This window comes from Variovorax sp. 10N432, from assembly GCF_056394465.1.
In genome coordinates, this window is sequence record NZ_JBFTHX010000020.1 from 24,380 (window position 1) to 37,890 (window position 13,511).

Annotated in this window: 16 protein-coding genes; 10 read left to right on the top strand and 6 right to left on the bottom strand. The window is 70.0% G+C overall.

Annotated features, from left to right (window positions below; genetic code table 11):
- The first annotated feature begins 11 nt into the window (after positions 1 to 11).
- From AC1DF3_RS22155 to AC1DF3_RS22190, 8 genes are all read left to right on the top strand, one after another.
- Positions 12 to 2,477: a CHAT domain-containing protein gene (locus AC1DF3_RS22155; protein WP_478140856.1), complete on the top strand. Its 2,466-nt coding sequence runs from the start codon at positions 12 to 14 to the stop codon at positions 2,475 to 2,477.
- 17 nt (positions 2,478 to 2,494) lie between these two features.
- Positions 2,495 to 2,980 carry a hypothetical protein gene (locus tag AC1DF3_RS22160; protein WP_478140857.1) on the top strand — a complete coding sequence of 162 codons (486 nt, stop codon included), beginning with the start codon at positions 2,495 to 2,497 and terminating at the stop codon, positions 2,978 to 2,980.
- A gap of 100 nt (positions 2,981 to 3,080) precedes the next feature.
- Positions 3,081 to 3,845, top strand: coding sequence for an SDR family NAD(P)-dependent oxidoreductase (locus tag AC1DF3_RS22165; protein WP_286536837.1), 765 nt, complete (start codon positions 3,081 to 3,083; stop codon positions 3,843 to 3,845).
- A gap of 87 nt (positions 3,846 to 3,932) precedes the next feature.
- Positions 3,933 to 4,313: an oxalurate catabolism protein HpxZ gene (hpxZ, locus tag AC1DF3_RS22170; protein ID WP_286536836.1), complete on the top strand. Its 381-nt coding sequence runs from the start codon at positions 3,933 to 3,935 to the stop codon at positions 4,311 to 4,313.
- The gene (locus AC1DF3_RS22175) at positions 4,310 to 5,128 is read left to right on the top strand and encodes a fumarylacetoacetate hydrolase family protein (RefSeq protein ID WP_478140858.1); all 819 of its coding nucleotides are present in this window, start codon (positions 4,310 to 4,312) and stop codon (positions 5,126 to 5,128) included. Before hpxZ ends, AC1DF3_RS22175 begins: the two co-directional genes overlap by 4 nt.
- A gap of 117 nt (positions 5,129 to 5,245) precedes the next feature.
- Complete coding sequence (locus AC1DF3_RS22180; RefSeq protein WP_478140859.1) at positions 5,246 to 5,902, top strand: retropepsin-like aspartic protease family protein; 657 nt, start codon at positions 5,246 to 5,248, stop codon at positions 5,900 to 5,902.
- Between the two features lie 13 nt (positions 5,903 to 5,915).
- Positions 5,916 to 6,194 carry an AbrB/MazE/SpoVT family DNA-binding domain-containing protein gene (locus AC1DF3_RS22185; protein ID WP_286536833.1) on the top strand — a complete coding sequence of 93 codons (279 nt, stop codon included), beginning with the start codon at positions 5,916 to 5,918 and terminating at the stop codon, positions 6,192 to 6,194.
- The gene (locus tag AC1DF3_RS22190; RefSeq protein WP_286536832.1) at positions 6,194 to 6,553 is read left to right on the top strand and encodes a type II toxin-antitoxin system PemK/MazF family toxin; all 360 of its coding nucleotides are present in this window, start codon (positions 6,194 to 6,196) and stop codon (positions 6,551 to 6,553) included. Before AC1DF3_RS22185 ends, AC1DF3_RS22190 begins: the two co-directional genes overlap by 1 nt.
- Here AC1DF3_RS22190 and AC1DF3_RS22195 read toward each other — a convergent pair.
- Positions 6,535 to 7,173, bottom strand: a complete 639-nt coding sequence (locus AC1DF3_RS22195) for a TetR/AcrR family transcriptional regulator (RefSeq protein ID WP_286536831.1) — start codon at positions 7,171 to 7,173, stop codon at positions 6,535 to 6,537. The two genes, AC1DF3_RS22190 and AC1DF3_RS22195, sit on opposite strands and share 19 nt — an antisense overlap.
- A gap of 86 nt (positions 7,174 to 7,259) precedes the next feature.
- Here AC1DF3_RS22195 and AC1DF3_RS22200 point away from each other — a divergent pair, with 86 nt between their 5' ends.
- Complete coding sequence (locus tag AC1DF3_RS22200; RefSeq protein WP_286536830.1) at positions 7,260 to 8,465, top strand: MFS transporter; 1,206 nt, start codon at positions 7,260 to 7,262, stop codon at positions 8,463 to 8,465.
- Between the two features lie 60 nt (positions 8,466 to 8,525).
- Positions 8,526 to 9,443 carry an alpha/beta hydrolase gene (locus tag AC1DF3_RS22205; RefSeq protein WP_286536829.1) on the top strand — a complete coding sequence of 306 codons (918 nt, stop codon included), beginning with the start codon at positions 8,526 to 8,528 and terminating at the stop codon, positions 9,441 to 9,443.
- Here the strand turns inward: AC1DF3_RS22205 and AC1DF3_RS22210 are convergent.
- Genes AC1DF3_RS22210 through AC1DF3_RS22230 form a run of 5 tightly spaced genes read right to left on the bottom strand, consistent with a single transcriptional unit; the run spans position 9,376 to position 13,509 of the window.
- Entirely contained in the window at positions 9,376 to 9,759 is a 384-nt protein-coding gene (locus AC1DF3_RS22210) for a DUF2784 domain-containing protein (protein WP_286536904.1), read from the bottom strand. The two genes, AC1DF3_RS22205 and AC1DF3_RS22210, sit on opposite strands and share 68 nt — an antisense overlap.
- A gap of 35 nt (positions 9,760 to 9,794) precedes the next feature.
- Complete coding sequence (locus AC1DF3_RS22215) at positions 9,795 to 10,802, bottom strand: 2Fe-2S iron-sulfur cluster-binding protein (RefSeq protein WP_478140860.1); 1,008 nt, start codon at positions 10,800 to 10,802, stop codon at positions 9,795 to 9,797.
- 4 nt (positions 10,803 to 10,806) lie between these two features.
- Positions 10,807 to 11,787, bottom strand: a complete 981-nt coding sequence (locus AC1DF3_RS22220; protein WP_478140861.1) for a PdxA family dehydrogenase — start codon at positions 11,785 to 11,787, stop codon at positions 10,807 to 10,809.
- On the bottom strand, positions 11,784 to 12,251 hold the full coding sequence (locus tag AC1DF3_RS22225) for an aromatic-ring-hydroxylating dioxygenase subunit beta (protein ID WP_478140862.1): 468 nt from the start codon (positions 12,249 to 12,251) through the stop codon (positions 11,784 to 11,786). Before AC1DF3_RS22225 ends, AC1DF3_RS22220 begins: the two co-directional genes overlap by 4 nt.
- Positions 12,252 to 12,270: 19 nt before the next feature.
- Entirely contained in the window at positions 12,271 to 13,509 is a 1,239-nt protein-coding gene (locus AC1DF3_RS22230; RefSeq protein WP_478140863.1) for a Rieske 2Fe-2S domain-containing protein, read from the bottom strand.
- Between the last annotated feature and the right edge of the window lie 2 nt (positions 13,510 to 13,511).

A 13,511-nucleotide genomic window follows, 5' to 3' on the forward strand; every position in this document is an offset into this window, starting at 1 on the left:
GGACCGCATCCATGAAGCACCCGCTCGTGACGCAGTTCGCCTTGGCGGCGATCGTCGCGGGTGCCGCGGCGGGCTCGGGCGCCCAGGGTCCGCAGGAGGTCCAGGCGATCTATGCGATCAACCGGCAGGCGGTGGTCCTGCTCGAGCAGGGCCGCTACGACGAAGCGGTCGCGGCCGCGAAGAACGCGGTCGCGCAAGCCGAAGCCCGCCTCGGCAAGGACCACCCGGGGTTGGCGGCCGCGCTGTCGAATCTCGGGCTGGCCTATCTCGACGGTGGCCAATACGACCAGGCGGAGGCGCCCTTGCGCCGCGCCGTCGACATCGGCCGCACCGGCTGGGGTGTCGGGCCGGCGGACATGGGGGCCCTGCTCAACAACCTGGGCTTGTTCTACGGCAGGGTGAACCGGCTCGATGACGCCGAGCGGCTCTACAAGCAGGCCCTGGGCCTCGGCGACGGCATCGGAACACCGCAGCTGTTCGTCGCCACCTGGCTCAACAACCTGGCCAACCTCTACATCCGCGAAGGCCGCTTCCAGGACGCCTGGTCGCTGGCCGAAAAGAGCATGGCGCTGCTGCCGGACCGGTCGCGCCGCGACCCCGCGATCGCCGAGACCTTCAGCCTGATGGCATCGCTGAAGGCGCGCGAAGGGGCGTACGACGACGCCCGGAGGCTGCTCGAATGGGCGCTGGAGATCCGGCTGCGCGCCTTCGGCGACAGCCATCCGGTGACGGCGACCTCGCTGCACGGCCTCGGCGTGGTCCTGGAGGAGCGCGGCGAGCACCGGAAGGCCGAAGAACTGATGCTGCGCGCACTGGCGATCCGCGAGCGGCTGCCCGCCGACCATCCCGACCTCGGACGCAGCCTGATCGACCTGGGCGCCCTCTGCCACGCGGCCGGCAAGCCGGACTGCGCGCAGGCCTACTTCGATCGGGCCTTTGCCAACCTGCGGGCGCGGCTCGCGCAGTACTTCGGCTTCATGAGCGAGGACGAGCGCCTGGGCCTGCTCGAAGACACGGACCGGTTCTTCTCGGCCTATTTCGAATTCGTGCTGGCCTATGCGGGACCGCGGCCGGAGCTTGCGGGCGGCATGTACGACGCGGTGCTGGCGCGCAAGGGGATGGTCGCGTTCAGCGTCCGCGCCCTGCTGGCGCGCATCGAACGCGAGGGCGACCCCCAGGCGATCGCGCTGACGGTGCGGTTGCGCGAACGGCGCACCCTGCTGGCGAACCTGCGGCGCCGCGGCACGACGGGCGACGCTGTCGACCGGCTGGCGCGCGAAGGCGCCGACCTGGAGCGGCAGCTGGCAAGACGCTCGGCTGCTTTCGCCGCGCAGGAGGAACGAGGCGCCAGGCCGGCCCGATGGCGGGACGTTCGCGCGGCCCTGAAGGCGCAGGAGGCGGCGGTCGAGTACATCGCCTTCGAGCCACCGCGCGGCAACGACCGCGCCGCGCGCCGGCGCTTTGCCGCGCTGGTGCTGACGCCCGGCGACCGCCCTCCCCGGCTGGTCGCGCTCGGCGATGCCGCCAGCCTGGCCGCACCCATCCGGGACTACCGGCGGCGCGCCGGGCTGGCGCGCGATCCGCCGCCGGCCGGCGAACGCAGCTTCCGCGACGCGTTCTGGACACCGCTCGAGCCCGCGTTGGCGGATGCGAAGCGCATCCACCTGGCCCCGGACGACATCCTGAACCAGGTCGCCTGGGCCACCGTCGGGGACGGCGGCAGCCTGCTCGCCGAAAGGCTGGACCTGCGCCTGCTGTCGAGCACGCGCGACCTGCTCGCGGCCCCTGCGCCCGTGTCGGCGAACGGCGCCGTGCTGATCGGCAACGTGGACTTCGGCAGCGCATCGGGCAAGCCGGCCTTTTCGCCGCTGCCGGGCACGCGCGAGGAGATCGCGGCGCTGTCGCGCCTGTTGGCCGACGCCGGCTGGCAGGTGAAAAGCGTCGAGGGCAAAGCGGCGACCGAGTCCTACCTCAAGGGCGTTCGGCATCCGCGCGTGCTCCATGTGGCCAGCCACGGCTTCTTCGAGCGCCAGGGCGCGCGGCCGGGGACGCCCGAGGACCCGATGCTGCGCTCCGGCCTGGTGCTGGCCGGCGCCAACGAAGGCGCATCGGGCGCGAACGACGACGGCGTGCTGACCGCGCTGGAGGCGTCGATGCTCGATCTGCGCGGCACCGAGCTGGTGGTGCTGAGCGCCTGCGAGACCGGCCTCGGGCGGGTGCTGCAGAGCGAGGGCGTGCTCGGGCTGCGGCGGGCGTTCGAACTGGCCGGCGCGCAGAGCGTGATGATGAGCCTGTGGAAGGTGCCCGACGATGAGACCCGCGTGCTGATGACGCTCTTCTATCGCAAGTGGCTGTCAGGCATGGACAAGCACCTCGCGTTGCGGGATGCTCAGTTGGAACTCCGGCAGATGGTCATCAGGGATCGGGGCCGGGACCGCCCCCAAGCATGGGGCGCTTTCGTTCTCGTGGGACCCTGACGCGAGGAGGCATGACGATGAGACATCCGTTCCTGGCCGCGCTCATGCTGGCCGCCGTGCCGCTGGTGCACGCCCAAACCACGTATACCGACCCCGACGGCCGCTATGCCTTGCAGGTGCCACCCGGCTGGCGGGTCGAGGCGCAGTCCGGGGGCGTGTCGTTCCTCAAGGGTCCCGCCTATGCGAGCGTGATGAAGGTCAGCGGCCGCGGTGCGCCCAAGGGGCTGGTCGAGGCGATCGGGCAGAAGTTCCCGTCGCAGTGGCCGCGCTTCGCCGGCACCAGTTCGGGCGATGCCCTCTTCGGCGGCAAGCCGGGCGCCTACGCCTGGTTCACCGGCGTCAATCCGCGCGGCACCGAGGCCGTGCTCAAGATCGTCGCCGCCGTGGACGGCGAGACCGGCTATGTCCTGATGATTTCCGCGCCGCGCAGCGATTTCGCGACCTACAAGGGCGACCTGGAACAGATCGAGGCCAGCTTCCGCGTCACGGGGGGGCGCCAGTGAAGGGGCCGATCGGCGTGCAGGGGGCGGGCCAAAGGCTGGCATGCTTCGGCCCTGGATGCGGGTCGTCGCATCGCTCCCATCACTTCCAACGGAGAGTCCCATGTCCCTGTTCTCGCTGGCCGGCAAGGTGGCCATCGTCACCGGCTCGTCGCGCGGCATCGGCCGCGCCATCGCCCTGCGCCTGGCCGAGCACGGCGCCCGGGTCGTGATCTCGTCGCGCAAGGCCGACGCCTGCGCCGAGGTGCGCGACGAAATCAACCGTGCCCAGGGCCCGGGTGCGGCCCTGTCCATCCCCGCCAACATCTCGTCCAAGGACGAGCTGAAGCACCTGGTCGACGAGACCACGCGGCAGCTGGGCCGGATCGACATCGTGGTGTGCAACGCGGCATCGAACCCCTACTACGGCCCGCTCGGCGGCATCGAGGACGACCAGTTCCGCAAGATCCTCGAGAACAACGTCATCGCCAACCACTGGCTGATCAATTTCGCCGTGCCGCAGATGATCGAGCGCAGGGACGGTTCGATCATCATCGTCTCGTCGATCGGCGGGCTGCGCGGCTCGCCGGTGATCGGCGCCTACAACGTCTCGAAGGCGGCCGACTTCCAGCTGGCGCGCAACCTGGCCGTCGAATACGGGCCGCACAACGTGCGCGTGAACTGCATCGCGCCCGGCCTGATCAAGACCGACTTCGCGCGCGCTCTCTGGGAAGACCCCGAGACCCTGCGGCGCCGCACCGACAGCACGCCGCTGCGGCGCATCGGCGAGCCCGACGAGATCGCCGGCGCGGCGGTCTTCCTGGCCTCGCAGGCCGGCGCCTTCATGACCGGGCAGAGCCTGGTCATCGACGGTGGCGTGACCTGCTGATGTCCAAGCCATCGCCGTTGGCAAGGTACGCTTCTTGCCAGCGCGAAGTGCCGCATCACTGAACCCACTCCCCTTCACCGGAACACCATGGATCCCGCCATCAACCTGCCGCAAGTCCTCGCCGAAGTCGAGGCCGTCTTCGACGAATACGAGCGCGCGCTCACGAGCAACGACGTGCCCGCGCTCGACCGCCTGTTCTGGGTGTCTCCCCATACCCTGCGCTACGGCGCCGGCGAGAACCTCTATGGTTTCGAGGCGATCCAGGCGTTTCGCCGGGGCCGGCCTGCGAACAACCTCGAGCGCACCATCACGGCCCGCGCGATCACCACCTTCGGGCAGGACTTCGCCGTCGCCAACATCGAGTTCCGCCGCGAAGGCAGCGAGCGCATCGGCCGCCAGAGCCAGACCTGGGTGCGGATGACGGACGGCTGGCGCGTGGTGTCGGCGCACGTGAGCCTGATGTCATGAGCCGTCACCCGGTGAGCGGCGACGACCGCCTCCAGCGCCTGGCCGATGCCCTCGCCGGCGCCCGGCGCAGCGGCCAGGCCCTGCCGATGGCGCCCTGGCTCGGCTGCCTGCGCGATGCCGACGAGGCCTATGCGGTGCAGAACCGCGTGGCGGCCGCGCTCGGCTGGTTCGGCGGCACGCCGCCGCGCTTCTGGAAGTCGGGCGGGCCCTCGCGCCAGGCGGTGCTCACGCATGCCGGCCTGCCGCCGGCGGGCGTGCAGGCCGTGGCGCCGGGGCAGACGGCCTCGCTGCAGGGGCAGCACTTTCACCGTCGCGGCATCGAGGCCGAAGTCGCCCTGCGCACGCGGCGCGACGTGACGGCCGGGGAAGTCGCCGCATGGGCTGCCGGCACGACCCCGCCGGCGCGCGAACTCGTCGACGCGATGACCGTCTCGGTCGAGGTGGTGGACACCCGCTGGGCTGCGCCGGCGCCGGATGCGCCGGACGTCGCATGGCTGAAGCTCGCCGACCAGCAGTCGCACGGCGCGCTGGTGTTCGGCGAATGGCGCGCCTTCGACGAACGCGACTGGTCGCGCCAGCGCTGTGAAATGAGGATCGGAGGCGTGCAGCCCCAGTCGTTCGAGGGCACCCATCCGCTGGGCGACCCGACCTGGCTGCTGCCGTCGTGGCTGGCCCATGCGACGCGCGGCGGCCGCACGGTGCCCGGCGGCACCGTGGTCACCACCGGCAGCTGGAGCGGCCTCGGCGACGCCGTTTCGGGGGATCGCGTGGAAGTACATTTCGCCGACCTCGGCGCGCTCGCCCTGCAGTTCTGAACCGGGCGCCGTCCGGCGCTTCCAGCCCACCGCTCGGCTGCCGCCGCACCCGGCCGACGCCGCATGGCGATCGATTGAGGCATCGTCCGCCTTGTCGTTTGTCGCGCGAGGTGCCCCATGTTCCAGCACGCCCGATCCACGCTGCGCCTCCTGGGCGCGCCGGCCGCCTTGGCCGCTGGCCTGGTCCTGCAGCCGGCCGCCGCCGAGCCGATCTTCAAATGCGGCAAGACCTACACCAACGTGCCCTCCGGCGAGGGGGCGGCGCAGCTGAAATCGCGCGGCTGCGTGCTGGTCGACCCGGACCGGCCGCATGCAGACAAGACGGCAGACATCGCGATCGACGGTTCCCGGCAGATCACGGTGCCGATCGGCCAGGACGGCCGCTTCTGGATCCGTGGCTCGGTCAACGGCTTCCCGGTGCAGTTCGTGATCGACAAGGCATCGACCGTGCAGGCCGGCGTCGCCGTCACCGAGGCCTTCGCCGCCCGCGCCAACCTGATCGGCGGCGCGCCGGCCCATGTCCAGACCAGCGGCGGCATCATGGAAGGAAGGCGGATCGAGGGCGTTCCGATGACCTTCGGTCCGTTCAGGGTGCGGCAGGCGACGGTGGTCGTGGGGTCGCTGGGCGGCAAGTCGCCGGACGCCCTTCTGGGTCAGGAACTGCTGTCGATGTTCGAGGTCACGGCCAACGAGCGCGAGATGACGATCGTGAGCAGAAACGAGTCTGCGCGAGCGCCGTTTCTACCTGTTGACACATCGAAACCCAGAAGGTAGAGTGCCTCTTCACATGAACGAGAAAGCCATGTCTTCCGACCACGTCAAGGCCGAACAAACGATCCAGGAGTGGGGCAATGGCCTGGCGGTGCGACTGACTGCGCCGGTCGCCCGCGCCGCCCGCTTGGCGCGGGGCATGCCCATCACCGTGGAGGTCGTCGAAGGCGGCATTTTTCTGCGCGTTGCTGGCGAGGCCAAGCTGTCGCTCGCGCAGAAACTCAAGGCCTTCGAGCCCTCCAGGCATGGCGGCGAAGCCATGGCCGCAGAGCGTCTTGGCGCCGAATTGTTCTGATGGCAAAGGCGCCATCGTGGGTTCCCGACCGCAGGGACATCATCTGGATCGACTTCAATCCCCAGGTCGGCAGAGAAATGAAGGATCTGCACCCGATGCTGGTGCTTTCTCCCAAGGCATTCAATGATCGAACGAGCCTAGTCATCGGCTTGCCGATGACGACGGCGTCATACAACGACACCAACCCATTCGCCATTCGTTTCAGCGGGCCCAAGAACGTCGACAGCTACGTGCTTGCGCACCAGCCGAAATCCTTCGATTGGCGCTTGCGCAGAGCCAAGGCGCACCCCTGGAAACAGGTGCCGCCTTCGGTCTTCGAAGCGGCTTGCGAAACCTTGAATCAGATCATCGAGATCTGAGCGGCCTTCGCGCGGCCTGGTCCTGGCGGGGACGTCTTCGCCGTCGCCGCATCCAGCAGCAGCGCCGCCATCTCGCGCGCCGCAGCCGCCGCGCTGCCGCCCGTCCCCATCTGGCCGGACACCGAAGCGCCGTCGTAGAGCAGCACCAGCTGGCTCGCCAGGTGGTCGGCATCGGCCGCGCCGGCATCCCGGGCCAGGCCGGTGAACAAGTCCCTCATCCAGTTGCGGGCGTCGTCGCAGGCGCCCTTGACCGGGGTGCCCGGCTTCGACTCCGCCGCCGCCCGGTTGAAGGCGCAGCCGCGATAGCCGGGCGTGGACATGAGTTCTTCCATTGCATCGAAAACGCCCAGCAGCCGGTCGCGCGGGGTCGCGCAGGTCGCCAGCCTGGCGGTGATGCGTGCCTTGCGGGCCGCCTGCCGCGCCTCGAGGTAGGCCCGGATCAGTTCCTCCTTGCTGCCGAAGGTGTCGTAGAGCGAGGCCTTGGCCACGCCCGCGCGCTCGATCACGCGCTCGATGCCGACCGTGTGGATGCTGCCTTCGTAGAAAAGCTCGTCCGCCGCCGCCAGCAGGCGGTCGCGCGCCGAGCGGCGTTCCGGCGCCACCGCTTGTTTCGTTTCCATGGGCTTGACATTACCAGACCGGTCTGTACACTGCAAGCACCAGACAGATCGGTCTGTATGGTTTCTTGAATTCCCGGAGCACGTCCATGACCTCCCTCTGCCCGACCGCCCTCACAGCGCCTGTGCCCACACGCCGCCGCCTCTCGCCGAATGCCGCCTTCCTGCTGCAGGCCTCGATGACGCTGGGCTTTCTCGCGGGATCGAGCGCGCCGACGCCCTTCTATGCGATCTACCAGAAGCAATGGGGCTTCTCGGCCACGATGCTGACCTTGGCCTTCGGGATCTATGCGCTGGCGGTGCTGTCGGCGCTGCTGGTCGGCGGCCGGCTGTCGGACCACGTCGGGCGCCGGCCGATCCTGATCGCCGCCGCCGCGGCGCAGGCCGTGAGCATGCTGGTGTTCGCCACCGCCGACGGGCTGCCCGACCTGCTGCTGGCGCGCGTGGTCCAGGGGCTGTCGGCTGGCGCCGCGATCGCGGCGGCGGGCGCCGGCCTGCTCGACATCGACAAGGGCCGGGGTGCGATCGCGAACTCGGTCGCGCCGATGATGGGCACGGCGGCCGGCGGCCTCGTCGCAGGGCTGATGATCCAGTACCTGCCGGCACCGATGCACCTGGTCTACGCGCTGCTCGGCAGCATCTTCGTGCTGCAGGGCGTCGCGGTGTTCTTCATTGAAGAGACGGCCCCCGTGCGGACGGGCGCATGGGCCTCGCTCAGGCCACGGCTGGCGGTGCCGCTCGCGGTGCGCGGGCCGTTGCTGCTGGCGGCCCCCGCGCTGGTCGCGGTCTGGGCAATGGCCGGCTTCTACGCATCGCTCGGGCCGACGCTGATCCGCAGTTTCGCGGGCACGACCTCGATTCTCCTCGGCGGATTCGCGCTCTTCGTGCTGGCCGGCAGCGGCGCACTGGCGGTGTACCTGATCCGCGAAGCCTCGCCCAGGGCGCTGATGCGGCTCGGCGCCGTCGCCCTGATCGCCGGCATGGCCCTCGTGATGACCGCGATCGCGCAGCATTCGGTGCTGCTGTTCCTGCTCGGCAGCGCGGTCGCGGGGCTGGGCTTCGGAACCGGCTTCCAGGGCGCGCTGCGCAGCGTGGTGCTGCTGATCGCGCCGCAGGAGCGGGCCGGCGTGCTGTCGGTGCTGTTCGTGATCGCCTACCTGGCGATGGGGCTGCCCGCGATGGTGGCGGGGTACGACGTGGCGCACCAGGGCAACATCGTCGTGACGGCCTACGAGTTCGGCAGCGGCGTGGTCCTGCTGGCGCTGCTTGCGCTGTTGGGTACGGCTCGGCGCTGAGGACCGGGGCACCCGGCGCTCTCGTGTGATCCGACGGCGACCGTCGCGCGTATCACCTGCATGACGTCGCACCTCTGCTGGGCCGCCGTGCTGGCCGGCGCCCTTCTGGCAGGCTGCTCGCCTGCGCAAATCGTCAACGGCCTGGTGCCGAGCACCAGCTACCGGCTGGAAACAGGCATGGCCTACGGCCCGCAGCCGCGCCAGCAACTCGACGTCTACCGCCCGCTCGCCGACCGCCCACCCGCGGAAGGCAAGCGTCCGCTGGTCGTCTTTTTCTACGGCGGCAGCTGGACCACTGGCGAGCGGGCCGACTACAGGTTCGTCGGCGAGGCATTGGCGGCACGCGGCGCCGTGGTGGTGATTCCGGACTACCGGCTGTCGCCGCGGGCGACCTACCCCGTGTTCGTCCGCGACAGTGCCACGGCCACCCGATGGGGCATCGACAACGCCGCGCGGCTGGGGGCCGATCCGCGGCAAGTGTTCGTGATGGGCCACAGCGCCGGCGCCTACCTGGCCGCGATGGTGGCGCTGGACGCCCGCTGGCTGCGCGCCGACGGTGGTGATCCGTCGCAACTCGCGGGCTGGATCGGTCTGGCCGGCCCCTACGATTTCCTGCCGATCGGGGATCCGAAGACGCAGGTGGCCTTCAACTGGCCGGAAACGGCACCGGGCTCGCAACCGCTCGCCCATGCCTCCGCCGCTTCGCCGCCGGCGCTGCTGATGGTGGCCACCCACGACCGGTTGGTCGATCCGGCACGCAACACGGGCCGGATGGCCGAACGGCTGCGGACGAGCGGGGTGAAGGTCGAGGTGCGGGCGTTCGATGACCTCGACCACGTCACGTTGATCGGCGCGATGGCAAAGCCGCTCGAATGGATCGGCGGGCCGGTGTTGCCGCCGCTGCTGTCCTTCATCGGCCTGGCGCCCGACCCGCCCGCATCCGGCGAGCCATCAGCCAGCCATAGAGCACCGCATTGAACAGCAGCACGCCCGCCCCCAACCCGATCTGCACCGGGCGCGTCAGGCCTTCGGGATAGATCAGCCCGAGCAGGTAGTGCTCGATGAACCCGCCGCCATAGCCCGCCTCGCCGGCACTGCGGCGCAAGCTGTTCTCGAGCGGCGTCAGCGGACAGATCCAGCCGGCCGACACCACCCAGCCGGCCCAGGCCGCAGCCGGCAGGTGAAGCCATGCGAGGCGCGGCCACCGCCACACACCCAGGCCGCCGAGGACGGCGAACAGGATGAACAGCCCGTGCAACAGCAGCACGGCGTCGGCCAGCAGGCGGGCGATCATTCCCATGGGAGGGAATGCTACCGCCCGCACCATCGTCAGGCCGGCCCTTCCACGAACACATCGGCATGGAAGCCGGCCGCATCGAGGCCGCAGTGCCTGACCGCCATCTCGCGCACCGCATGGACCATGGCCGGCGAACCGCAGGCATAGACCTCGTGCCCCGCGAGGTCGGGGCAGTGTGCGGCCAGCGCCGCATCGACCCGGCCGGTGAACGCTTCATCGCCCTCCTCGGCCGCCCCATCGCTCAACGCGGCGACGAAGCGGAAGTCCGGCCACTGGCGCTGCCACCGTGCCACCGCCGGCCGCAGGTAGAGGCTCTCGGCGTGGCGCGCGCCCCAGATCAGCGTGATCGGCCGCACGACCCGGCGCTTGGCCATGTCGTCGATCAGGGACTTGACCGGCGCGAAGCCTGTGCCGCCGGCGACGAAGACGATCGGACGCGCCGAGGCGCTGTCGAGCGTGACCGCGCCGAAGGGCAGTTCGATTTCCAGCAGATCGCCCTGCTGCAGCCCCGACACGCGGGCGCTGAAGGCGCCGCCCGGCACGTGGCGGATGTGCAGCGTCAGCGCGTCGCTCTCGTGTGGCGCATTGGCCATCGAATAGCAGCGCGTCGTGCCGTTGCCGGCATCGACCTGCAGGTACTGGCCAGCGTGGAACTTCGCGCGCTGCCCGGCCGGCAGGCGCAGCTGCAGCACCGAGACATCCGGCGCAGCAAGCTGATTCCGGAACACCTTGGCCTGGAAGCGCTTGCGCGCCGTCGGGTCGACGCGGTGCCACGAGACCGGCGCGATCGCCAGGTCGGTGCGCGGCGCGCACATGCAGAAGAGCACCTGGTCCGGCAGGCAGGCCTCGTTGCGGATCGATGCGCCGGCCAGGCCCTCGACCTCGCCAGCTTCGACCCGCCCGGCACAGTTGCCGCACACGCCCTTGCGGCATGAATGGGGCAACTCGATGCCGGCGCGCAGGGCGGCATCGAGCACGGATTCGGCGTCGGCACAATCGAATGCAAGGTCGCTGCCGGCAATGGTCACGCGATGGGTCATGGCTTCAGTCTCTGGTGAGCGGTTGTTGCGGCGCACCGGACAGCAGCGCAATGGTTCGCAGCAGTGCCGTGCAGTCGGCGATGCCTCGGCCGGCGATGTCCATCGCACTGCCGTGGCCCACGCTCGACAGGAGCACGTCGGCGCCGATGCTGAGCGCGCTGGCCGCGTTCGGCGCCAGCAGCTTGATCGGGATGTGGCCCTGGTCGTGCAGCATCGCCACGTAGAGATCATGCCGGCGCTGTGCCAGCAGCATGTCGGCTCCGTGGGGGCCGTCGACGCACAGGCCTTCGGTCTGCAGCATGCGCACCGCGGGCTCGACGATGTCGGCATCTTCGGCGCCGAACAGGCCACCTTCGGAGGCATGCGGGTTGATGCCGAAGACGCCGATCGAAGGAGCGGGAACGCCGAGCACGGCGCAGGCCCTCGCACCTGCACGCGCAGCCGCTGCCACCAACTCGGGCGTCAGCCGGCCGAGCGCGCTGCGCACGCTCTCGTGCAGGGTCGCATGCACGATCCGCAGCCCGCCGCCGACCAGCATCAGGAACACCGAATCCTCCGGCACGGTGCAGACGCGCGCGACCAGCGACGGATAGCCGCTGAAGGCGATGCCGGCCCGATGGATCGCGATCTCGTGATGCGGGCAGGCGATCACCGCGTCGGCCTCGCCGCGCCGGCAGGCCTCGATCGCCGCGCTCGCCGATGCCACGGCCGAGGCGCCCGCCGCGGCGTCGATGCGGCCGGGCCGGGCAGCCTCGGCCGGCAGTTGCCCGGCATCGACGATGCGCAGTTCGCCCAGCAGCGCGCTGCAGCCGAGTGCCGCGGCCGTGCGTTCCAGCACGCCGACGGGGCCGTACAGGGTGATGCCGGCGCGTGTTTCGGCCGGCAGTCCCGCCAGGGCCTTGAGCGCGATTTCAGGGCCGATGCCGTTGGGATCGCCGGCCGCCAGCGCCAGGCGGCGCGGCGGCGGATTCGTGCTCGCGTTCACAGCGGCAGCGCGAGCAGCGTGTCGGTCACCGTGCTGTCGCAGATGGCCACGCGCGACTGCAGCAGCAGCAGCAGCCCGTCCCGCCGCACGAAGCGGTCCTGGTAGACGCCGGTGGCGAACACCTCCGTCTGGCCGCTCGCCATGATGCGCGCCACCAGGAAGGGGGTGCGGGCCTCCGCCTGCTCGCCCTCGGACTTCAGCAGCAGCGGCATGCCGAGGATATGGCGATAGCGCTGCCGCTCGTAGATGTTGGCCTCGCGCAGGGCCGCGATGCGGTCTTCGAGCATCGCGCGCGAGTCGGCGTAGACGATGCCGGCGGGCAGGCCCTCGCGCTCGTTCTCGATGTGCGTGATGCGGTAGTCGGCGTCTTCGGCGAAGAAGTCGGGCCACTGCTCGAGTGCATCGCTGTCGATGGCGTCGGCGTAGGCGGCATGGAAGGCGCAGAGCGCCAGCAAGTCGATCATCGTGTTCTTCCTCTGCGGGTCAGGCGCGCATGTGGTGGCGATAGGCCTTCCAGAAGCCGCGTACCGAGGCTTCGGTGGCGCGTCCCTCGCTGGAGACGGTGCTGTCACCGCCCATCTCTACGACCGCGTCGTGGTCGTGGGCGCCGGCGATGCCGCGCTGCACGAAGCCGCCGACCGCACCGTCCTCCATCGAGATGAAGCCGGCCGGTCCGATCAAGTTCGATTGCTTGAGCCGCACCTTGCGCTGCTCGGCCGTGTCGTCGGCGTAGCCCAGGTAGGTCCAGTTGAGCTCGGTGCGCGCCACGCCCTTGGGCAGCACCTGGCGCACCGCGAGGCAGTTCTGGATCTGCTGCAGCACGAAGCCGGGGAAGACCGAGAGGATCTGCAAGGTCACGCCGTCGCCGTACTCGGTGAAGCCGGCCAGCAGGCTCGGGTCCTTGAGGCGATAGCGGTCATTGTCCGAGCGCAGGGCCTGCTCCTTGTACGAGGCGTCCTTCTGGGCTGCCGGGTCGATCATCGAATAGCTCACGTGGTGGCCGCCGCTCTCGTCGACGATCACGCCGCCCTTCTGCGACAGGCGGTTGAGCTCGAAGGTGGTGAAGAACAGGTGCAGCAGGCTCGCGTGGTAGCTGTCCTTGACGTTCTCCACGTACAGCTTCCAGTTGTTCGGCAGCGCCTGCGTGAAGCGGCCGATGACCTCGACCGGCTTGTGCAGCACGCGCTCGATGCGTTGGCAGATCTCGTCGCCGAGGTACTCCTCGATGCCCGGCACGTCCTCGCTGAAGCTGCCGAAGACCAGCCCGCAGAAGGTCGCGATGCGCAGTTTGCGCGGGCCGTGTTCTTCCTTGCAGAAGCCCGCCGGCATGCCGCCCTGCCCCTTCACGCCCTTCTCGAAGGCGATGCCCGTGAGATCGCCCTGGCGGCTGTAGCTCCAGGCGTGGTAGACGCACTGGAAGTTCTCGGCGCGGCCGGACTTCTCGAGCGCGATCAGCGCGCCGCGGTGCGCGCAGCGGTTCTCGAAGGCATAGATCTCGCCGTCGCCGTCGCGCACCACCACCACAGGCGTCTCGCCCGCGAAGGTGGTGCGGTAGCTGCCGCTGTCGGGCAACTCGGCTTCGAGGCACAGGTAGTTCCAGACCTCGCCGCGGAAGATGCGTGCCTGTTCGTCGACGCCGGTCTGCGCGTCGCTGTAGAGCGCGAACGGAATGCGCGTGAGGCCGGGGCCGGCCCAGTGGATCGGTTGAGTGTCTTGCGTCATGG